This window comes from Mesorhizobium sp. WSM4871, from assembly GCF_055811295.1.
In genome coordinates, this window is record NZ_JBVVPU010000005.1 from 230,570 (window position 1) to 252,233 (window position 21,664).

The 21,664-nt window shown below is 60.9% G+C and carries 17 protein-coding genes and 1 pseudogene; 14 read left to right on the plus strand and 4 right to left on the minus strand.

Translation table 11 applies throughout. The features are described from left to right. Window position 1 precedes the first annotated feature (1 nt). The 4 genes from mfd (at window position 2) to AC0L2H_RS12890 (ending at window position 6,056) form a co-directional block, all read left to right on the plus strand. Window positions 2-3,499 (plus strand): transcription-repair coupling factor, encoded by a 3,498-nt coding sequence (mfd, locus tag AC0L2H_RS12875; RefSeq protein ID WP_473590573.1) that lies wholly within the window; start codon window positions 2-4, stop codon window positions 3,497-3,499. A gap of 156 nt (window positions 3,500-3,655) precedes the next feature. Beyond that, entirely contained in the window at window positions 3,656-5,029 is a 1,374-nt protein-coding gene (locus AC0L2H_RS12880; RefSeq protein ID WP_473590574.1) for a class II 3-deoxy-7-phosphoheptulonate synthase, read from the plus strand. Between the two features lie 169 nt (window positions 5,030-5,198). Beyond that, window positions 5,199-5,618: a GFA family protein gene (locus AC0L2H_RS12885; RefSeq protein ID WP_473590575.1), complete on the plus strand. Its 420-nt coding sequence runs from the start codon at window positions 5,199-5,201 to the stop codon at window positions 5,616-5,618. A gap of 78 nt (window positions 5,619-5,696) precedes the next feature. After that, the gene (locus AC0L2H_RS12890; protein ID WP_473590576.1) at window positions 5,697-6,056 is read left to right on the plus strand and encodes a diacylglycerol kinase; all 360 of its coding nucleotides are present in this window, start codon (window positions 5,697-5,699) and stop codon (window positions 6,054-6,056) included. A gap of 25 nt (window positions 6,057-6,081) precedes the next feature. Here AC0L2H_RS12890 and AC0L2H_RS12895 read toward each other — a convergent pair whose 3' ends face one another. Continuing rightward, window positions 6,082-6,684, minus strand: a complete 603-nt coding sequence (locus AC0L2H_RS12895; protein ID WP_473590577.1) for a DedA family protein — start codon at window positions 6,682-6,684, stop codon at window positions 6,082-6,084. Then, window positions 6,681-7,244 carry a DUF1003 domain-containing protein gene (locus AC0L2H_RS12900; protein ID WP_473590578.1) on the minus strand — a complete coding sequence of 188 codons (564 nt, stop codon included), beginning with the start codon at window positions 7,242-7,244 and terminating at the stop codon, window positions 6,681-6,683. Before AC0L2H_RS12900 ends, AC0L2H_RS12895 begins: the two co-directional genes overlap by 4 nt. Window positions 7,245-7,331: 87 nt before the next feature. On the opposite strand from AC0L2H_RS12900, the gene AC0L2H_RS12905 reads away from it, so the two are divergent. The 10 genes and pseudogenes from AC0L2H_RS12905 (at window position 7,332) to gltX (ending at window position 18,096) form a co-directional block, all read left to right on the plus strand. Continuing rightward, window positions 7,332-8,042 (plus strand): DNA-3-methyladenine glycosylase I, encoded by a 711-nt coding sequence (locus tag AC0L2H_RS12905; RefSeq protein ID WP_473590579.1) that lies wholly within the window; start codon window positions 7,332-7,334, stop codon window positions 8,040-8,042. Window positions 8,043-8,114: 72 nt separating this feature from the next. Continuing rightward, window positions 8,115-9,191: a hypothetical protein gene (locus AC0L2H_RS12910; protein ID WP_473590580.1), complete on the plus strand. Its 1,077-nt coding sequence runs from the start codon at window positions 8,115-8,117 to the stop codon at window positions 9,189-9,191. Between the two features lie 30 nt (window positions 9,192-9,221). After that, window positions 9,222-10,580, plus strand: coding sequence for an SIR2 family NAD-dependent protein deacylase (locus tag AC0L2H_RS12915; protein WP_473590581.1), 1,359 nt, complete (start codon window positions 9,222-9,224; stop codon window positions 10,578-10,580). A 33-nt stretch (window positions 10,581-10,613) separates the two neighbouring features. After that, a complete protein-coding gene (locus AC0L2H_RS12920) occupies window positions 10,614-11,363 on the plus strand; it encodes a hypothetical protein (protein WP_473590582.1) in 750 nt (249 codons plus the stop codon). Between the two features lie 7 nt (window positions 11,364-11,370). Next, window positions 11,371-11,913, plus strand: a pseudogene (locus AC0L2H_RS12925) (DNA-3-methyladenine glycosylase I); the annotation flags it as partial. A 64-nt stretch (window positions 11,914-11,977) separates the two neighbouring features. After that, the gene (locus AC0L2H_RS12930; protein ID WP_473590583.1) at window positions 11,978-13,660 is read left to right on the plus strand and encodes an NAD+ synthase; all 1,683 of its coding nucleotides are present in this window, start codon (window positions 11,978-11,980) and stop codon (window positions 13,658-13,660) included. An 86-nt stretch (window positions 13,661-13,746) separates the two neighbouring features. Continuing rightward, window positions 13,747-14,160, plus strand: coding sequence for a GNAT family N-acetyltransferase (locus AC0L2H_RS12935; protein ID WP_473590723.1), 414 nt, complete (start codon window positions 13,747-13,749; stop codon window positions 14,158-14,160). A gap of 381 nt (window positions 14,161-14,541) precedes the next feature. Next, entirely contained in the window at window positions 14,542-16,347 is a 1,806-nt protein-coding gene (locus AC0L2H_RS12940) for an ABC transporter ATP-binding protein (RefSeq protein ID WP_473590584.1), read from the plus strand. Window positions 16,348-16,386: 39 nt separating this feature from the next. After that, complete coding sequence (locus AC0L2H_RS12945; RefSeq protein ID WP_473590585.1) at window positions 16,387-16,593, plus strand: hypothetical protein; 207 nt, start codon at window positions 16,387-16,389, stop codon at window positions 16,591-16,593. A 129-nt stretch (window positions 16,594-16,722) separates the two neighbouring features. Beyond that, complete coding sequence (gene gltX, locus AC0L2H_RS12950) at window positions 16,723-18,096, plus strand: glutamate--tRNA ligase (protein ID WP_473590586.1); 1,374 nt, start codon at window positions 16,723-16,725, stop codon at window positions 18,094-18,096. On the opposite strand, the gene AC0L2H_RS12955 is transcribed toward gltX, so the two are convergent. Both AC0L2H_RS12955 and AC0L2H_RS12960 read right to left on the minus strand, forming a co-directional pair. After that, complete coding sequence (locus AC0L2H_RS12955; protein ID WP_473590587.1) at window positions 18,014-19,186, minus strand: DUF2865 domain-containing protein; 1,173 nt, start codon at window positions 19,184-19,186, stop codon at window positions 18,014-18,016. The two genes, gltX and AC0L2H_RS12955, sit on opposite strands and share 83 nt — an antisense overlap. A gap of 81 nt (window positions 19,187-19,267) precedes the next feature. After that, window positions 19,268-21,592, minus strand: a complete 2,325-nt coding sequence (locus AC0L2H_RS12960; protein ID WP_473590588.1) for an NADP-dependent malic enzyme — start codon at window positions 21,590-21,592, stop codon at window positions 19,268-19,270. Window positions 21,593-21,664 lie beyond the last annotated feature (72 nt).

The window sequence follows — 21,664 nt, forward strand, 5'->3', positions numbered from 1 at the left end:
CATGAGCCTGATCCCCACAATCGGCCTGCCCAAGGGTCGCGCCGGCCAGTTCATCGTCGACGGCGTCGCCGATGGCTATGAAGCGTTTGCACTGGTGCAGGCGGCGCACGAGATCGCGCCGGACAAGCCGGTGCTGTTCGTGGCGCGCGACGGTCAGCGGCTGCCGGCGATCACGGAAGCGCTGGCTTTTGCCGCGCCCGGCCTGCCGGTGCTGGAATTGCCGGCCTGGGACTGCTTGCCCTATGACCGCGTTTCGCCAGGCGCGGATGCCGCTGCCAGGCGGCTCGATGCATTGACGGCGATGATTGCGCTGGCCAAGAAACCGCACCGCGCGGTCATCCTGACGACTGCCAATGCGCTGTTGCAGCGCATTCCGCCGGCGGAGTTGGTGGAAGCGCAGACCTTCCATGCCAGGCCGGGCAACCAGATCGACATGAATGCGCTGGTGTCGCGGCTGGAGATATCGGGCTTCGAGCGTGTGCCGACCGTGCGCGGCGTCGGTGAATTCGCGGTTCGCGGCGGCATTCTCGACCTGTTCGCGCCCGGCTGGACGGAAGCGCTGCGGCTCGATTTCTTCGGGGACACGCTGGAATCGATCCGCGTCTTCGATGCCGCCACGCAACGCACCACCGGTCAGCGCAAATCGATGGCGCTGCAGGCGATGAGCGAAGTGGCGCTGACGCCCGAGACCATCAGCCGCTTCCGCCGCTCCTATATCGAAGCCTTCGGCGCGCCGCAGCGCGACGACGGGCTCTACGCCGCGGTCAGCGAGGGACGGCGCTTTGCCGGCATGGAACACTGGCTGCCCTTCTTCTACGAGCGGCTGGAGACGGTGTTCGACTATTTGCCGGATGCGCCTGTCGTCTTCGATCATCTGGCGCATGAGGCGCTGGCGGAACGCCATACGCTGATCCTCGATCACTATGAGGCGCGCAGGAAACAGGCCGACGGCGCGCTGAAGGACGCAGTACCCTACAAGCCGGTGCCGCCGGACCTGCTTTTTCTCTCGCCGGAGAACCTGGTCGCCTCGCTCGGTCCCCGCGAAGCGATCGACTTCACCGCCTTCGATGCGCCCGATGCCGGCGCCAAGAAGGTCTACCACGCCGGATCGCGGCATGGCCGCAGCTTCGTCGAGGAGCGCGCCGACCCCAGCATCAATGTCTTCGACGTCGTCGTGAAGCATATTGCCGACGAGCGCGCCGCGCGCCGGCGCGTCGTCATCGCCGGCTGGACCGAAGGCTCGCTCGACCGGCTCGGCCAGATCCTGGCCGAGCATCATCTTGGCAACCTCAAATCCGTTGCAACTCTGGCCGAGGCGGAAAAGCTCGAGCCGGGGCAGGCGGCGCTTGCCGTGCTGCCGCTCGAATCCGGCTTCGAGACCGAGAGGCTGGTCGTCGTCGCCGAGCAGGATATTCTGGGCGACCGCCTGATCCGGCGCTCGAAGCGCAAGAAGCGCCCTTCCGACTTCATCGCCGAAGCCTCGTCGCTGTCCTCCGGCGACATTGTCGTCCACACGGATCACGGCATTGGCCGCTTCATCGGCCTGCGTACCATCGAGGCGGTCGGCGCGCCGCATGACTGTCTCGAAATCCACTATGCCGGCGACGACCGGCTGTTCCTGCCGGTGGAGAACATCGAGCTTCTGTCGCGCTACGGCTCGGATTCGGCTGAAGCGACATTGGACAAGCTTGGCGGCGGCGCCTGGCAGTCGCGCAAGGCGCGGCTGAAACGGCGCCTGCTCGACATGGCCGGGCAGTTGATCCGCATCGCCGCCGAGCGGCAGATGCGCGCAGCACCCGCGCTGGTGCCGGCGGATGGGCTCTATGGGGAATTTGCCGCGCGCTTTCCCTATGAGGAGACCGAGGACCAGCAGACGGCGATCGATTCAGTCATGGACGACCTCAGCGCCGGCAAGCCGATGGACCGGCTGATCTGCGGCGATGTCGGCTTCGGCAAGACGGAAGTGGCGCTGCGGGCCGCCTTCATCGCGGCAATGGAAGGGTTCCAGGTCGCGGTGGTGGTGCCGACGACGCTGTTGTCACGCCAGCATTTCAAGACCTTTTCGCAGCGTTTCTCCGGCCTGCCGATCCGTGTCGCCCAGGCTTCGCGGCTGGTCGGCGCCAAGGAACTGGCCGAGACCAAGAAGGGCATCGCCGAAGGCCAGGTCGACATCGTCGTCGGCACCCATGCGCTGCTCGGGGCCTCGATCTCGTTCAAGAATCTCGGTTTGCTGATCATCGACGAGGAACAGCACTTTGGCGTCAAGCACAAGGAGCGGCTGAAGGACCTGAAGACCGATGTCCATGTGCTGACGTTGTCGGCGACGCCGATCCCGCGCACCTTGCAACTGGCGCTGACCGGCGTGCGCGAACTGTCGCTGATCGCCACGCCGCCGGTCGACCGCATGGCGGTGCGCACCTTCATCTCGCCTTTCGATCCACTGGTCATCCGCGAGACCCTGCTGCGCGAGCGTTACCGTGGCGGCCATTCCTTCTATGTCGTCCCGCGCATCAGCGATCTGGCGGAAATCCATGATTTCCTGAAGGAATCCGTGCCGGAGCTAAAGGTCGCGGTGGCCCATGGCCAGATGCCGCCTGGCGAGCTCGACGACATCATGAACGCTTTCTACGACGGCCAGTACGATGTGCTGTTGTCGACCACCATCGTCGAATCCGGCCTCGATATCCCGACCGCCAACACGCTGATCGTGCATCGCGCCGACATGTTCGGCCTGTCGCAGCTTTACCAGTTGCGTGGTCGCGTCGGCCGCTCGAAGGTGCGCGCCTATGCGCTGTTCACGCTGCCGGCCAATCGCAAGCTGACCGACACCGCCGAGCGCCGGCTGAAGGTGCTGCAGTCGCTCGACACACTGGGCGCCGGCTTCCAGCTTGCCAGCCACGACCTCGATATCAGAGGCGCCGGCAATCTTCTCGGCGAAGAGCAGTCCGGCCACATCAAGGAGGTCGGCTTCGAGCTTTACCAGCAGATGCTGGAGGAGGCTGTGGCCGAGGTCAAGGATTCCGGCGAGGTGCAGGATGGCGGCTGGTCGCCGCAGATCGCCGTCGGCACGGCGGTGATGATCCCGGAAAGCTACGTTCCGGATCTGCAACTCAGGCTTGCGCTCTACCGCCGTCTTGGCGATCTCGAAAACACCGAGGAGATCGATGCCTTCGGCGCCGAGCTGATCGACCGTTTTGGGCCGCTGCCGGAAGAGGTGAAGCATCTGCTGAAGATCGTTTTCATCAAGGCGCTCTGCCGCAAGGCGAATGTCGAGAAGCTCGACGCCGGCCCGAAGGGCGTCGTCATCCACTTCCGCAAGCGTGAGTTTTCCAACCCGGTCGGGCTGGTCAAATTCATCGGCGAGCAGGGTTCGCTGGCCAAGATCCGGCCAGACCACAGCGTTGTCTTTACCCGCGATTGGCCGACGGCCGAGAAGCGGCTTGCGGGCTCGGCGGTTGTCATGACGCAGTTGGCGCGGCTGGTGGAGAAGGCCGCCTAGCGTTTGCCTCGCAGTATTTTCCGCAGTGTTGTCGCATTCGCCAGGCAGCCAATTCCGGTCTAGAATAGGAAATCGGCTTCGTGTATGGAGCGCGATCCCCATATAGGGGCGGAACGGCGGGCGATGGCGCCCGCTTGAAACAGCGTTGGTGCAACGATGACGAAATGGTCGCCGAATTCTTGGAGAGCAAAGCCGATCCAGCAGGTTCCTGCCTATCCGGATCTCAATGCGCTGAAGAACACGGAAGCCCAGCTTGCCACCTTTCCGCCGCTGGTTTTTGCAGGTGAGGCGCGCAAGCTGAAGAAGCAGCTTGCCAGTGTCGCTGCCGGTGACGCATTCCTTCTCCAGGGTGGCGATTGCGCCGAGAGTTTCGCCGAGCATGGCGCGGACAATATTCGCGACTTTTTCCGCGTCTTCCTGCAGATGTCCGTCGTGCTGACTTTCGCAGGCGCGCAGCCGGTGGTGAAGGTCGGCCGCGTCGCCGGCCAGTTCGCCAAGCCGCGCTCGTCCGACAGCGAAACCAAGGGCGGCGTGACGCTGCCCAGCTATCGCGGCGACATCATCAACGGCATCGAGTTCGACGCCAAGTCGCGTATTCCGGATCCCGCACGGCAAGAGATGGCCTACCGCCAGTCGGCGGCGACGCTCAACCTTTTGCGCGCCTTCGCCCAGGGCGGCTATGCCAGCCTGGAGAATGTGCACCAATGGATGCTCGGTTTTGTGTCCGACAGTCCGCAGGGCGAGAAATACGGTGCGCTCGCCAACCGCATCACCGAGACGATGGACTTCATGAAGGCTGTCGGCATCACCTCGGAGACCAATTACGCGCTGCGCGAGACAGATTTTTATACCAGCCATGAGGCGCTGCTGCTTGGTTACGAGGAAGCGCTGACCCGGGTCGACTCGACCTCGGGTGACTGGTACGCCACGTCGGGCCACATGATCTGGATCGGCGACCGCACGCGCCAGCCCGACCATGCCCATGTCGAATATTGCCGCGGCATCAAGAACCCGCTGGGGCTGAAATGCGGTCCGTCGCTGACCCCGGACGGCCTCTTGCAGCTCATAGACCTGCTCAATCCCGAGAACGAACCCGGTCGGCTGACGCTGATCGCGCGCTTCGGTTCCGACAAGGTCGCCGAGCATCTGCCGAAATTGGTGCGGGCAGTGAAGAAGGAAGGCCGCAGCGTGGTGTGGTCGTCCGATCCGATGCATGGCAACACCATCGAGGCCGCCGGCTACAAGACGCGGCCATTCGACCGCATTCTGAAGGAAGTGCAGACCTTCTTCGAGGTGCACCGCGCCGAAGGCACGCATCCGGGCGGCATTCATGTCGAGATGACCGGCAAGAACGTCACCGAATGCACCGGTGGCGCCCGCGCCATCACCGCCGAAGAGCTGCAGGATCGCTACCACACCCATTGCGACCCGCGCCTCAATGCCGACCAGGCGATCGAACTGGCCTTCCTTGTGTCGGACCTGCTCAAGAAGAGCCATCCGGTGCAGCACAAGCAGGCCGTCAACGGCTAGTTTCGGTCACCATCGAAAATCAGGATCAAAAACGCGCTGGAGAAATCCGGCGCTTTTTTGTTTGGGAATGGCTTCCCGGCGGTAGCCTGCTGAATGTCGTATTTGCTCCAGCGCAGCCGCTGCAAAACTGGAATCCTGTCGTCGATGAGGATTTCGAATGGAGACCACAATGGATGACGATCACAGCGGCTCGTGCCTGTGCGGTGCCGTGCGCTTCAAGACGCGCGGACCCTTGCGCGGGGTGATTTACTGTCACTGTTCGCAATGCCGCAAGCAGAGCGGGCACTACTACGCTGCAACCAATGTCTCCGACGAAAACATCGAGATCGCCGGCGCCGAGGGCATCACCTGGTATGAAGCGTCGTCGTTTGCCAGGCGCGGCTTTTGCAAGACATGCGGCTCGGTGCTGTTCTGGAAGCCGCGGGAGGACGCCTATGTCTCGGTTCTGGCCGGAGCATTCGACAGGCCGACTGGGCTTCAAGGCGAATGTCATATCTTCGTCGGCGACAAGGGCGACTACTACACTATCGACGACGGGCTGCCGCAATTCGAGAAGTCGACACCGTCGCTCAGGGTCGCGGATGAATGAATTTTGGAGAGGCCGCCTTATTCCATTGATCGGGCCATTGCGATATCCCCTGCCGGTGATTCGGAAAGGGGATTGGGCATGCAGCGGCTGATCGGTGCTTTCTTCAATTCGGTACGGGCGTTCCGCAAACTGGCCGCCAGCGAAAAGGCTTTTCAGCAGGAGCTCATGCTGCTGGTACTTGCCCTGCCGCTTGGCTGGTTCGTGTCGGTCTCGTGGCGCGGCTATGCCTTGCTGATCGGCGCGGTGCTGCTTTTGATCATGGTCGAGGTGCTGAACACCGGTATCGAAGCTGCGTGCGACGCCTTCAGCCGGGAGTTCAATGTCGATATCCAGCTCGCCAAGGATTGCGGCTCGCTGGCGGTGCTGATCTCGGTGGTGATCGTTGCCGGCGTCTGGGGCATCGCCATCATCGAGCGGATCACGGGGCTACCGGTCTGACAGAGCGCCTGTTGGGCGACATGCGCTAACCCCGATCCGCCCCGGCGTCCCTGACGCGCTCTTTCTTGGCGACATGGCGGGCGACGAACCAGGCAACGATGGCCACGCCCAGACCGATGGCAAGCGCCGTCAGCAGCCGCTCGTGGCGGGCCAGCGCCTGGCCAAGAATGCGCTCGGCGCCCAGGCCGAAGACATAGCCGATCGTGACGAACAGGATTGCCCACAGCGCCGACGAAAGGGCGTTGAGGATGACGAAACGGCGCATGGTGATGCGCGAGAGCCCCGCGGCTATGCCCCCGACCAGACGCATGCCGTAGACGTAGCGGTTCGACAGCACAAAGAGGTTGGGATGGGTGTTGAGCAGGCGATAGGCGCGGCGGAAACCGGGGCGCTTGCGCAATCTCACGACAAAGGGATGGTCCGCAAAACTGCGGCCGAGGATGAAGAAGCAGGTGTCGCCGGCGAAGGCGCCGAGGGCCGCTGCGACAAAGGCCTGCCACAGGATGAAGACATGCTGATGCGCGAAGAATCCGCCAAGAATGGCAGCACTCTCGCCCTCGGCGACACAGCCAAGGAAAACCGCGATCAGTCCATATTGCTCGATGAAATGATGGATGGTCTCCGTCATGAAGACGTCCGCTGCTTCGACAGGATGTCGTCGATGCGCTTGACCTGTTCGGCCAGCTTGGCGATCTCGTCGCGCATGCCGATGATCTGACTGTGACGCAGTTCGTCGAGCTTTTCATGCAGGGCCATGATCTCGATCTCGGCCTTGAGATTGACCTCGTAGTCGTGTGCGGCGTCGATGCGGTCGCGCTCGGTCTGGCGGTTCTGCGCCATCATGATCACCGGCGCCTGCAGGGCAGCGACCATGGAAAGCACGAGATTGAGGAAGATGAAGGGGTAGGGATCGAAGGCATCACGCGACAAAAGCCAGACATTGCCTGCCGTCCACAGGATCAAAAAGGCGATGAATGTCAGGATGAAGGACCACGAGCCGCCGATCCGGGCGATAGTGTCGGCCAGACGATCGCCAAACGTCTGGTGAATGGCGACGGCCTTGTTGGTATCCGTCGAAATCGTGGTGCGCTCGAGCGCCGATTGCAGAACCCGGTTCTCGAGTGCACTCAGACCATCCGGCTTTCGCTTCAGCCAGCGGTTTGCCAGGTCGTCGATCGTCTTGTTCATCGTCGCCTCCTTCGTCAGCGATAGAGGTAGAGGCTGCCGGTTCATCCGGGAAGTGGTAGATTGATGCGACGGGGTGAGGAAACAACGATGAATTTTCAGAAAATTCGCGCCCGCGCGGCAGAACGCAAGGGCGGTGAAGCAGCGCTGGCGTCGCTGCTGGGCCCGATGCCCGACAACGCGGCGGTGGCTGACATTACCGACGACCGGATCCTGTCGACCATGGCCGAGCGTGTTTTCGCGGCCGGCTTCGTCTGGCGTGTCATCGAGCAGAAATGGCCGGGTTTCGAAGAAGCCTTTCTCCACTTCGAGCCGAAGCGGCTGTTGTTCCAGCCCGATGATTTCTGGCACGACCTGGCCTCCGACCAGCGCATCGTGCGCAATCCGCAGAAGATCAAATCCGTTCGCGACAACGCTGCCTTCGTCGAGCGTGTGTCGAAGGAGCATGGCGGCTTCGGCAGATTCCTCGCCGAGTGGCCGGCGGACGACCAGGTCGGGCTGATGGCCTTTCTCGGCAAGCACGGCAGCCGGCTCGGAGGCAACACCGGCCAGTATTTCCTGCGCTGGCTGGAATGGGACGCCTTCATCATCTCGGCCGACATGGCGGCCGCATTGCGCGACGCCGGCCTTGACATCGCCGAAAGTCCAAGTTCGAAGAGGGACCTCGACAAGATCCAGGCTCAGATCAACGCCTGGGCCGCGCAAACCAGGCTGCCGCGCCGGCATATTTCGCGCATCCTGGCGATGTCGATCGGCGAGAACCATTCGCCGGAGGCCCTGCGGGAGTACATGGGCGAATAAGACACGATCGTCGATCGGTCAGGATACGATCGACGTTTGTCGATCGATGTATTCTGTGCGGAGGGCGCATAAATGTTTGAAGATAAGACGGTTTTGATCCTAGGGGCAGGGGCGAGCAAACAGCTTGGCTTGCCCCTCGGCAGAGAGTTACGCAATTCAATTTCGGAGGCGTTATACGTCCCCCGGAAAACAGCCGCCGGCGACAGTCAGGAATTGACTGATCGTCTTTTGAACATCGCCATTCGTGAAGTATCTCAACGTGAAAATAATCCGGGAGCAAAGGCCAACAAATGGAAGGCGCTTTGGCGGGCTGCGGCTGCGATAGCTTCCAGTATCCCCTTGGCCCGGTCTATAGACGATTATCTAAATGCCAATAAGAATTCCCGAGAGATTGAATTGTGCGGGAAACTTGCGATTATTCGCTGCATTTTAAACGCTGAACGCAAAAGCGTCCTGTGGTTTGATCATACCCTACGGTATCCGGTTAATTTTCTGAAGTCGGATGATTCTTGGTACAATCGGTTCTCCGGATTGTTGTTCGATGATGACTATAACAAAATGGTGGAGCGGCTCAAAAGTCTGACTGTCATATCATTCAATTATGACAGGTGCTTCGAGCATTTCATGTACTATGCGATTGGAAGATACTACCACGGAGTGAAACCTATTCCGGATGTGAAAGATTTGGTCAATTCCATGGCAATCTATCACCCCTACGGCTCCATTGGTTCAACATTCTGGATGGAGGGCGAGGGGCCGGTAATCGAGTTTGGTGAGGAAATACCAGAAAACGAGGTTTCCAAGCTGATTAAATTGACCGAGAACATCAAAACCTACACGGAAGGTGTTGACCCTGAATCTAGCGATGTCAGGGCGATTCACAAAGCTATTTGCGAAGCGAAAACCGTCTTATTCCTGGGTTTTGGCTACATTCCCTTGAACATGAAATTCCTAACGCCGCCATCGGGAAGTACGATGAAGGATAAGACGGTCTATATGACTATGGCAGGAATTTCGAAATATGATCGGGACTTGGTATTCAATTCCGTTTCATCGCTTCTATCACCTAGCGTGTGGAGGTTCGGTGACGGTGACATGACCTGTGAAGAGCTTTTCAGGGACTACGCATTCACGCTCACTGCATCCTGAAAGGTGACGGGGCATAGAGAGGGACCGACAATGGCGAGCGACAACTATCAGCGCTATTTAGAGCGCCAAGATGCACTTATTCGGGACACTCTCGATGAGATGGAGTGCCAACCTATCTTCTTTATCGGGACCGGCTTATCCAAGCGTTATTTCGGCGCTCCTAACTGGATTGAGCTTCTTAAGGAAATTTCGAACGCAATCGGTCAAACCGAAGGCGAATTCAATTACATCTTTCAGCGAGAAAACGGCGAACCAATAAAAATTGGAACGGTAATGGAAAATGCCTGTTTCGAATGGGCATGGAAAGAACGTGACCGGGGGAGGTTCCCTGACGAGCATTATGTAAAGGGAGTTCACAGAAGTATTTTTTTAAAGCATCTGGCTTGTGAGTCCGTCAAATCGGTTACACCCAAGGCCGGTGACATAAACAAACTGAAGCTCGCAAAGGAAATAGCGCTCTTCCAAAACACCAGTCCCCATGCGCTGATCACGACAAATTATGACAGCTTCTTGGAAAATGTATTTGAAGGTTACGTGCCGGTGATTGGTGAACAGGTGATACGCTCTAATCTCAATCTGGTTGGAGAGATTTTTAAAATCCATGGGTCAATGGAAAGTCCCGAGACGTTAGTCATAACGGGCGATGACTACGATAACTACAGTGAAAAGAAGAAATACATATCGGCTAAACTTTTAACTTATCTGGCCGAGCACCCTGTTTTCGTATTTGGCTATGGCTTTGGAGATAGCAACGTCAATGGGATAATCCATGATGTGGGGCGGATAATCGGCGACAATGACAAGTTTATTCGCAACATATTCTATGTGCAATACGAACCTGATGTCGAACGGCTTACCAGCTTTCAGGAAGAATATGTAATTGGAGAAGGCGACAGGCAGTACCGAGTTAGAGCAATTTTAGCCAGTGATTTTTCATGGATTTATAAGGCAATTGCGCAGGAAAAAGAGCTGCACCCGATCAACACCAAGCTGCTGCGAGCGTTGGCCGCGCGTACCTATAACCTTATCCGTAGTGACATACCTCGTCGCAAGGTTGAGGTTGACTACGAAACATTGGAATCGGTGGCAGACGAGTCTGAAATGCTTCCGAAACTGCTCGGAATCGTCGCCTCGTCGAACGCTAACATGTCTCATCCATACGTTCTGACTCAAGTAGGCCGACAGCTTGGATATGAAGGTTGGCACGGCGCAGGAAGCCTGATTGTCAAAGTGCTGAAAGAAACCGGTATGAACATCAAAGCGAGTGATAATCGCTACCACTGTGCAGTTAAATCTGGTGATCGTTCAGTGACGCACAAATACTCAAAAGAGTTGGTTTCGCTGCTCGCAAAAGTGCGGGATGGCTCGCCATATAACGTCAGGACGTGACGGAACAGTAGCGGTGAGCAAGGGGGCTAACAGATGCAGAAAATCTTCGACGCAACCAAATGTCAAAACAAGGTGACACGGATTGCCAAAGAGGCATTGGAGAAATGCACTGAAAAACTGGGGGAGGCGCTTTCACTGGCTGAGGCTGGCGAAGGCCAACTTCGTGGCACAGAGAACATGTTTGACGAGGCTTTTGAGAACGCTGCTAAACATCACCAACTGCTCCATAGACGCAGGGCAACCACCTCCGAATTGGGCGTGCCCGAAGGTGTGATGACTGCCAAAGGTACCGGTAGTGGATGGGTGGACTGCGTCCTGTCGTTTGACGGACATCTGATAGGGTTCGAACACAAGGTTGCTCGAATGCCTCGTCACCAGCCTTACGGTGGCTTGTACGACTTGGGCCAAATCACAATCGATCATCACCGCTTGGAAATGTCCCGCAAACTAACCGGTGGCTATTGCACGATAGTTCTGCACGGGCCGCTTGTGCGGGATGCCAACAGCACCTTGGAAGTCTTCAGACACTTCCACAATACGATGTTCGTTGAGTATGCGGTTTCTCTCAAATGGAAAGAGTTAGCGGCCCATAGGCGTGGCGAAATGGAGCATGATCCAAGGGATTGGCAACTCCGCAACATTAAGCGGCTAGGCTTCGATCAGCCTTTTTGGCGAGCGAACATGCGACCACTGGATTTCTGTGTTCGTAACAGCGCCCAAACCCTAGGAGTTATCGGGCTTTGGGCAGAGCGACGGGGCCGTTTGCCTTCTATGTCTAATTGACTGTTGACGTGTCATCGAGCAGAAATGGCCGAGTTTCGAAGAAGCCTTTCTTCACTTCGAGCCGAAGCGGCTATTGTTCCAGCCCGATGATTTCTGGCACGACCTGGCCTCCGACCAGCGCATCGTGCGCAACCCGCAGAAGATCAGATCCGTTCGCGACAACGCTGCCTTCGTCGAGCGGGTGTCGAAGGAGCATGGCGGCTTCGGCAGATTTCTCGCCGAATGGCCAGCTGACGACCAGGTCGGACTGATGGCCTTTCTCGGCAAACATGGCAGCCGGCTCGGAGGCAATACCGGCCAGTATTTCCTGCGCTGGCTGGAATGGGACGCCTTCATCATCTCCGCCGACATGGCGGCTGCCCTGCGTGACGCCGGCCTCGACATCGCCGAAAGCCCAAGTTCGAAGAGGGATCTCGACAAGATCCAGGCTCAGATCAACCAGTGGGCCGCGCAAACGCGGCTACCGCGCCGGCATATTTCGCGCATCCTGGCGATGTCGATCGGCGAGAACCATTCGTCGGAGGCCCTGCGCGAATATATGGGCGAATAAGACCGTACATTGGTCTAAACGAACGCCATTGCCCGACGAATTTTGCCGCGCTAAGTCAGCAGGCATGACCAAGAAGACCGCTCCCGATATCCTGCGCATCGCCGTCGCCCAGCTCAACCCGACGGTCGGCGACATATCAGGCAATCTCGCCAAGGCGCGCGAGGCGAGGGCGGATGCCGGCCGCCAGGGCGCGGACCTCGTGCTGTTCACGGAACTCTTCCTCGCCGGCTATCCGCCTGAGGATCTGGTGCTGAAGCCGGCCTTCCTGAAGGCATGCGAGCGGGCGGCGCAGGACTTTGCCAATGACACCGCCGACGGCGGCCCGGGCGTCATCATCGGCACGCCGCTGAAGCGCAAGAGCGGCACGCACAACTCGATCATTCTTGCCGATGGCGGCAAGATCCTTGCCGAGCGCTACAAGCTCGATTTGCCGAACTATGGCGAGTTCGACGAAAAGCGCGTCTTTCAGGCCGGGCCTGAGCTCCAGGGACCGGTCAATTTCCGCGGCGTGCGGCTCGGCATCCCGATCTGCGAAGACATCTGGGGCGATGTCGCCGTCTGCGAGACGCTGGCCGAGAGCGGGGCAGAGATCCTGCTGGTGCCGAACGGCTCGCCCTACTACCGCGCCAAGATCGACGTGCGCCATCAGGTCGTCATCCGCCAGGTCATCGAATGCGGCCTGCCGATCATCTACGCCAACCAGCTTGGCGGCCAGGATGAGCTTATCTTCGACGGCGCCTCGTTTGCCATAGGTGCTGACAAGCGGCTTGCCTTCCAGATGAGCCAGTTCGAGGAGGCGGTCGACGTCACCACCTGGAAGAGGACTTCTGACGGCTGGGTCTGCTCCGAAGGGCCGATGTCGAAGATCCCGGAACGGGAGGAAGCCGACTACCGCGCCTGCATGCTGGGCTTGCGCGATTACGTCAACAAGAACGGCTTCAAGAACGTCGTTCTCGGCCTTTCCGGCGGTATCGATTCGGCGATCTGCGCCGCCCTTGCCGTCGATGCGCTGGGCGAGGAACGGCTGCGCGCCGTGATGATGCCTTATCGCTATACCTCCAAGGATTCGCTGAAGGACGCCGAGGATTGCGCCCGCGCTCTTGGCTGCCGTTACGACATCGTGCCGATCTTCGAGCCGGTCGAGGGATTTCTGCACACGCTGACGCAGCTTTTCGAGGGCACCAAGGAAGGCATCACCGAGGAAAATCTGCAAAGCCGCGCGCGCGGCACCATACTGATGGCGATCTCCAACAAGTTCGGCTCGATGGTCGTCACGACGGGCAACAAGAGCGAGATGTCGGTTGGCTACGCCACGCTCTATGGCGACATGAATGGCGGCTTCAATCCGATCAAGGACCTCTACAAGATGCAGGTCTATGCGCTGTCGCGCTGGCGCAATTCGCATGTGCCGCCGGGCGCGCTGGGTCCTTCCGGCGAGGTGATCCCGAAGAACATCATCGACAAGGCACCGTCGGCGGAACTGCGCGAGAACCAGACCGACCAGGATTCGCTGCCGCCCTATCCGGTGCTGGACGACATATTGGAGTGTCTGGTCGAGCACGAGATGGGCGTCGACGATATCGTCGCGCGCGGCCACGACCGGGCGACGGTGACGCGCGTCGAGCACCTGCTTTATATCGCCGAATACAAACGCCGGCAGGCTGCGCCCGGTGTGAAGATCACCAGGAAGAATTTCGGCCGCGACCGCCGCTATCCCATCACCAACCGGTTCAGGGATCGGGGCTAGGGCATGATCCCGAACCGAAGGTCAGCGCAAGCAAAAAGTGGAATGCGGTTTTCGGACAAGATCATGCTCAAGCAAAGATAGTGGCCGTGCCTGACTGCGAGATCAGCTTCGATGTGTCGCGGATCGACTTCCGGGCGACCTCCGACCTGTTGATGGCGAGCTACTGGGGCACCGGGCGCAGCGACGAAACGCACCGCCGCGCCTTTGCCAATTCGCTCTGCGCCGGCGCTTACATCGGCGGCAAACAGGTCGGCTTCGGTCGGGCGATCACCGACCGCACGGTGTTTGCCTATCTTGCCGACGTCATCGTCTGGCCAGAGCATCGCGGGCGAGGGATCGGCACGCGGCTTGTCCAGGCGCTTATCGATCATCCGGACTGCAAGATGATCACGCACTGGAGCCTGGCGACCAACGACGCCCACGCGGTTTATGAAAAGCTCGGCTTCAAGCCGTCCACCGATGGCCGCTATATGCGGCTCGACCGCAGCCCGGCAGGCTGAGCAAGCGGCACAACCGCGATTGTTGCAAAATCGTCTCACTGTTTGGACCAGATACGCTTTTGGCCCCGACCTCGCTTGGCGATGCGCAGAGGCGTCTTTATAAGAACTTCTCCGCGATTCCCTTTGGGAGGACCGAATGCCAGGATTTGACGTCGTTATGCGAGGCCGCGAAGCCTAGGTCCTGTTCAGCAGGCCGCGAAGTTCCTTCGCGACGAGAGCTGAACTGAGAACAGGCATTTGCCGCTGCCGGTCGCCGCCCGTTAGGGGGCGAGCCGCCAAAATATACCAAACCTCCGCATTTCCGGGCGCCAGTTGGCGCCAACGCGGTTTTTTCAATTTCTACCTTACCGGGACCGGGCTCGTTTGCGCCCGGATGACATCATGGCTCGTTTTCAGATCGATTTGCGCGCGAGCGCCTTTCGCAGCGTTCTTGGTTTTACGTTCGGCCATTGGCGGCGTCAGCCCTGGCGGCTTTCGCTCATCATGGGCACCTTCCTGCTGTCGACCTCGGCCGACGTGCTGACGCCGCTCTATTCCGGCCGACTGGTCGACGCCGTCGCCAGCAGCGCTGCGGCCGATGAGATCGCTTGGAACGCGGCGATGGCGGCGTTTTCCATGCTGGTGGCGCTGGCGCTCGCGGGCGTCGTTCTGCGCAACATCGCCTTCATGGGCATCACGGACCTGACGCTGAAGATGATGGCCGACATTGCCGCCGACGCCTTCCACCGCGTTCAACGGTTTTCCACCGACTGGCATGCCAACAGCTTCGCCGGCTCGACCGTGCGCAAGATAACGCGCGGCATGTGGGCGCTCGACCTGCTCAACGACACGATCCTGATTGCGCTGCTGCCGTCGCTCGTCATGCTGATCGGCTCGACGCTGCTGCTCGGCTGGTTCTGGCCGATAATGGGCGTGGTGGTCGCCGCCGGCTCGGTGCTGTTCATCGCGGTGACAGCGATGCTGTCGCTCGGCTATGTCGCGCCGGCGGCAAGGCTTGCCAACGCCTGGGACACGCGTCTTGGCGGCTCGCTGGCCGACGCGGTGAGCTGCAATGCGGTGGTCAAGGGTTTCGGCGCCGAGACGCGCGAGGAAACGCGTCTTGCCAAGGTGGTCGCCAAATGGCGTGCCCGCACGCGGCGAACCTGGGTGCGCGGCACCCTCAATGGCACCACGCAAGGGACGATGCTTTTGCTGCTCAGGACGGCGGTGATCGGATTTTCGCTGCTGCTGTGGTCGTGGGGGCAGGCGAGCGCCGGCGACGTCGCCTTCGTGCTGACCTCGTTCTTCGTGTTGCAAGGCTATCTCCGGGATATCGGCACGCATATCCGCAATTTGCAGCGGTCGATCAACGACATGGAGGAACTGGTCGACTTCCAGTCCGAACCGCTCGGCATCGAGGACCGGCCCGGCGCCAGGCCGATCCGCATCACCGACGGCCGTATTGGGTTCGACCACGTCACCTTCCACTATGGCAACCATCGGCTGCCGCTCTACCGCGACTTTTCGGTGGATATCGCGCCGGGCGAACGCGTCGGGCTGGTCGGCCATTCCGGCTCGGGCAAGACGACCTTCGTCAAGCTGATCCAGCGCCTTTACGACGTGAACTCGGGGCAGATCCTGATCGACGGCCAGGATATCTCGCAGGTGGCGCAAGCGTCGCTGCGCGGGCAGATCGCCATCGTCCAGCAAGAGCCGATCCTGTTTCACCGGTCGCTGGCCGAAAACATCGCCTATGCCCGGCCGAGCGCCAGCCAGGCGGAGATCGAGCATGCCGCGCGGCTGGCCAGCGCGCACGACTTCATCGCCGACCTGCCGAAGGGCTACGGCACGCTGGTCGGCGAACGCGGCGTGAAACTGTCCGGCGGCGAGCGCCAGCGGGTGGCGATTGCGCGCGCTTTCCTCGCCGATGCCAGGATCCTCATTCTGGACGAGGCGACATCCAGCCTCGATTCGGAATCGGAGGTGCTGATCCAGCAGGCGATGGAGCGGTTGATGGTCGGCCGCACCACGCTGGTCATCGCGCATCGGCTGTCGACGGTGCGGGCGCTGGACAGGCTGCTGGTGTTCGATCGCGGCCGCATCGCCGAAGAGGGTTCGCATGACGAACTGATCCGCCTGCAAGGCGGCATCTACCGCCGGCTGTTCGAGCGTCAGGCGTTGGAACTGACCAAGGGGCTGGCGATCTGACGGGGTTGTATCGATCAATTGTCGACGTCGGCGCCGCCGATGAAGCTGCCGATTGCGGGGGAGATTGGATTTCGCTTCGGCTTTCGCCAACCACCAACGCTGGAACGCAGGCTGGGCGGCGCAAACCGAAGCGATTGTCTCGCAACTTTGGATGGTTTCAACTCGACAGGTGACATCAGTTATGCTAGGAATTTATTCATGGTGCTGATTTGCGCCAACGGCCCGCCCACCGAGGCGGGTTTTTGATTCAAGCTCTGTTGGATCGAACTCCGCCCTGCGCTGCAGGCTTTTCATTTCCGCCGTCATATTCTATGTCTGCGGCAGCGCGCGGGGGCGTGTCTTGTCAACACCGAAAGCATCCGGTACGCCCCGCTCATGACAGTTACCGTCCGTTTTGCCCCGTCGCCCACCGGCCGCATCCATATCGGCAATGCGCGCACCGCTTTGTTCAACTGGCTGTTTGCGTTGAACAACAAGGGCCGCTTCATCCAGCGTTTCGACGACACCGACGTCGCGCGCTCGACGCAGGAATTTTCCGACGCCATTCTCTATGATCTGCATTGGCTGGGCATATTTCCCGATGCCACGGAATACCAGTCGCGGCGTTTCGAGATCTACGACGCCGCGGTGGAGAGGTTGAAGGCGGCGCGCCTTGTCTATGCCTGCTATGAAACGCCGGAAGAGCTCGATCTCAGGCGCAAGGTGCGCCGCACGCGAGGCCTGCCGCCGGTCTATGGCCGCGAGGCGCTGACGCTGACGCGCGATCAGGTCGCCGAATACCAGTCGGACGGCCGCCGGCCGCACTGGCGCTTCCTCCTGCCGAATTTCACCAGCGATCCCTTGCAGCCGGAACGCACCGAAATCCACTGGAACGACATGGTGCGCGGCGAGGAAACCGTCGACCTGGCCTCGCTCTCGGACCCGGTCCTGCGGCGCGAGGACGGCACCTATCTCTACACGCTGCCCTCCGTGGTGGACGATATCGATATGGGCATCAGCCATGTCATCCGCGGCGACGACCATGTCACCAACACCGGCGTGCAGATAGCGCTGTTCCAGGCGCTGGGCGCCGAGCCGCCGGTGTTCGGCCACCACAATCTCTTGACCACCAGTACGGGCGAGGGGCTGTCGAAGCGAACCGGCGCACTGTCCATCGAAAGCCTGCGCGAGACCGGCATCGAACCGATGGCCGTCGCCTCGCTGGCCGTACTCGTCGGCACTTCGGAAAATGTCGTGGCGGTGCCGGATATGAACGGGCTTGCCGAGCGCTTTGATCCAGCCGCAACGTCGAAATCCGCCGCCAAATTCGATCCGGACGAGCTCTTCGTGCTCAACCGCACACTGCTCCACCACATGCCGTTTTCCGAAGCGCGCGACCGGTTGATCGTGCTTGGCATTTCGGGCGAACAGGCCGAGCCATTCTGGCTCGCCGTGCGTGGCAATGTCGACAGGCTGGCCGACGCGGCAATCTGGTGGCGCACGCTTCGCGAAGGTCCGCAGGAGCCGCCTGAGTTTTCCGACGAAGACCGCGATTTTCTTCATCAGGCGTTCGATCTTTTGCCGGAAGACCCGTGGAATGGCTCGGTCTGGAAGAATTGGACGAGCAAGATCAGGGAAGCGACCGGCCGCAAGGGCAAGGCGCTGTTCATGCCACTCAGGCTGGCACTTACCGGACAGCCTTCGGGGCCGGAACTTGCAGATCTATTGCCGCTTTTGGGTCGGGAAGGAACGCTGGCCCGACGACCCTGACCTTGCGCTGTTCCGGCGGCGGCAAGGTCGACGCCACGGGCTTGACGGCCATGCGCTTGATGGCTTCACGGTCGAGACCGCCTTCGGCATTGGCCAAGGTCTCGGGATCGGCGCCCGGATCCGGCTTGGCGACGGGCACCGGAATGAACGGCTCGGTTTGCATATCGGCCTGCGACTGTTCAGGACTTGGCGGCTTGCCGGCAATGATTTCGAAATTCTGTGCCGCATTGCAGCCGCAGGCCGGCGGGCGTGAGGACTGCTTGTAGAGATAGGCGGTCGGCAGTTCGCGGTAGGGCCTGCCGGTGGCCGACGACGTCATGTCGGCCGAATCGCCACCCTGGCCGCGCGTGTAGAACACTTGCATCTCGGTGCCGGGACAGCTCGAATCGCAGTTCTTCTGGTCGCGCTCGAAATCGCCCATCGAGGCGGCATTCGACATCGGGAAGAAGTAGCCATCGCAGGTGCGCACGCAAACCGTGCGGAATTCGCCGCCAAGGCGTGGCAGGTCCATCCGGTCGGGCTGGTTGATCATGGCGCGGATGCCGCGTTGTTCGCCGGGATGGCTCTCCGGCGCTCCGGGTTGTCTTTTGTCGCCGTCCAGAAGCCGATCGAGCAGGTTGCCATTGCCGTCTTCTCGGTTTGCTTCCCGCAGCGGCGCGCGCTTCGGAGCAACAATGCTGTCGCGGCAGCCATTGGCATCGAGCGCGGCCAATATGCGGGCGCGATCGCGCCGCGAGCCGCCGCCGGCGAGTTGCGCCCGCTTGGCCTCCAACGCGTCGAGATTGGCGTTCATGCGGTCGAGCGTGGCGTCACGCGCGGCGCAGGCGTTTTCATTGCGGCTAAACAGCGAGAAGCCGCAGCCGGACTGGTTGCTGGCCTTTGCGATCTGCTGGCGTTGCCGGACGATCGCGTCGTCATATTTCCTGAGCAGAGCCGGCTTGCCGCCGCCACGCGAGGCGGACGCCAGATCGGCTTCCAACTGCCGGCAAACACGGGAGGCGGCCTGCGACTGGGTGACGGCAAGGCTGGACAACGCCAAAGCGGCAAGCAGCGCCGCCGCACGCGTCAGCTTCCACCCTGCGCCCATCATTTGCCCAGAACTCCGTTTCCCGCCGCCAAAGCTACCGCGATTGCAGTTAACTGTTTGTTTAGCTTGCCGCCGAAGACGGGCTCAGCCCAGATTTACTATCGCCTGAGCCTTGTGGGCCGCTTCGACCACGGCGAGCGCGGTCATGTTGACCACGCCGCGCGACGTCACCGACGGCGTCAATATATGCGCCGGTCTGTCGGTGCCGAGCAGGATCGGCCCGACATGCAGCGCATCCATCATCGTGCGTAGCGCGGTGAGCGTGATGTTGGCCGAGTCCAGATTGGGAAACACCAGCAGATTGGCTTCGCCTTTCAGCCGCGAATGCGGATAGACGCGCTGGCGCAACTGCTCGGACAGAGCCGTATCGGCATGCATCTCGCCGTCGCATTGCAGGTCCGGCGCAATGCGCGCCAGGATCGCCGCAGCCTGCCGCATCTTCAGCGCGCTGGGTGAATCGCGCGAGCCGAAATCCGAATGCGAGAGCAAGGCGGCCTTGGGTTCGATACCGAAGCGCTGGATTTCTTCCGCCGCCAGCACCGTCATTTCGGCGATCTCCTCGGCCGTCGGGTCGACGGAGACGTGGGTGTCGGTGAGGAAAATGATACCGCGCTGCGAGATCAGCATCGAAAGCGTCGACAAATCATGGTCCTTGATACCGGCGCGTGGGCCGATGATCAGGGTGACATTGCGCAGATGCCGCTCGAAACGGCCTTCAAGGCCGCAGACCATGGCGTCGGCATCGCCGCGCTTCAGGGCAAGCGCGGCGATGACTGTGTTGTCGGTGCGCACCATGGTGCGCGCGGCTTCCGTCGTCACGCCGCGGCGGCCGGCAAGTTCGATCAGCAGATCGACATAGTGGCGGTAGCGGGGATCGTCCTCTGGGTTGATCAGACCGAAATCGACGCCCGGCTTGATGCGCAGCCCGTAGCGTTTCAGCCGGACTTCAATGACATGCGGGCGCCCGATCAAAATCGGCTCGGCGATGCCTTCCTCCAGCACGACTTGCGCGGCGCGCAGCACGCGCTCGTCCTCGCCGTCGGCATAGATGACGCGTTTGGCGCTCGACGTCTTGGCCATCGAGAACACCGGCTTCATGACCAGGCCTGAGCGGAAGACGAAGCGGTTCAGCTGGTCGATATAGGCGGCGAAGTCGGTGATCGGCCGTGTGGCGACGCCGGTGTCGCAGGCCGCCTTGGCGACAGCTGGGGCAATGCGCAGGATCAGCCTGGGATCGAACGGCGAAGGGATCAGGAAATCCGGCCCGAAGATCGGCGTCTCGCCGGAATAGGCGCGGGCGGCGACATCGGACGGCTCTTCGCGGGCCAGCGCCGCGATCGCCCGCACCGCGGCCATCTTCATCTCTTCGTTGATGGCGCTGGCGCCGCAGTCCAGCGCACCACGGAAGATGTAAGGAAAACAGAGTACATTATTGACTTGATTGGGAAAATCGGATCGGCCGGTGCAGATCATCGCGTCGGGTCGTGCCGCCCGCGCCGCTTCCGGCATGATCTCGGGATTGGGATTGGCCAGCGCCAGGATCAGCGGCTTTGGCGCCATGTGTGCGAGCAATTCCGGCTTCAGCACGCCGGCGGCGGAGAGGCCGAGGAAGACGTCGGCGCCGGGGATCACATCGGCCAGCGTGCGCGCCTCGGTGTCCTTCACATAGGGGTCCTTCCAGCGGTCCATCTCGTCGACGCGGCCCTTGTAGGCAACGCCGAAACGGTCGGTGACCCAGATGTTTTCGATACGCGCGCCGAGCAGGACCAGCAGGTTGAGGCAGGCCAGTGCAGCCGCGCCCGCGCCCGAAGTGACGATCTTGATGTCGGAAATGGTCTTGCCGGCGAACTCCAGCCCGTTGAGCACGGCGGCGGCGACGATGATCGCGGTGCCGTGCTGGTCATCATGGAATACCGGTATACCCATGCGGGCCTTCAGCCGTTCCTCGACCTCGAAGCATTCCGGCGCCTTGATGTCCTCGAGGTTGATGCCGCCGAAGGTCGGCTCCAACGCCGCGACGGTCTCGATCATGCGCTCGATGCCAGGCGCGTCGATCTCGATGTCGAAGACGTCGATGCCGGCGAATTTCTTGAACAGCACCGCCTTGCCTTCCATCACAGGCTTGGAGGCGAGCGGCCCGATATTGCCGAGGCCCAGCACCGCCGATCCGTTGGAGACGACACCGACCAGATTGGCGCGCGCCGTATAATCGGCGGCGGCCGCCGGATTGTCGCGGATTTCCAGACAGGGCGCCGCGACGCCGGGTGAATAGGCCAGCGCCAGGTCGCGCTGGTTGCCGAGCGGTTTTGTCGCCTGGATTTCGAGTTTGCCGGGCCTGGGGTGCTTGTGGAAGTAGAGCGCGGCTTCATCAAGGTCCGACCGGGCTGCTTTTTTACCTTCGCCTTCCATCCGGCCGCTCCTCAATTCAGTCCGCTTGGTGTTTTGAGTGTCTTAGCATGCAGCCGTGGCTTTTCGAGAGGT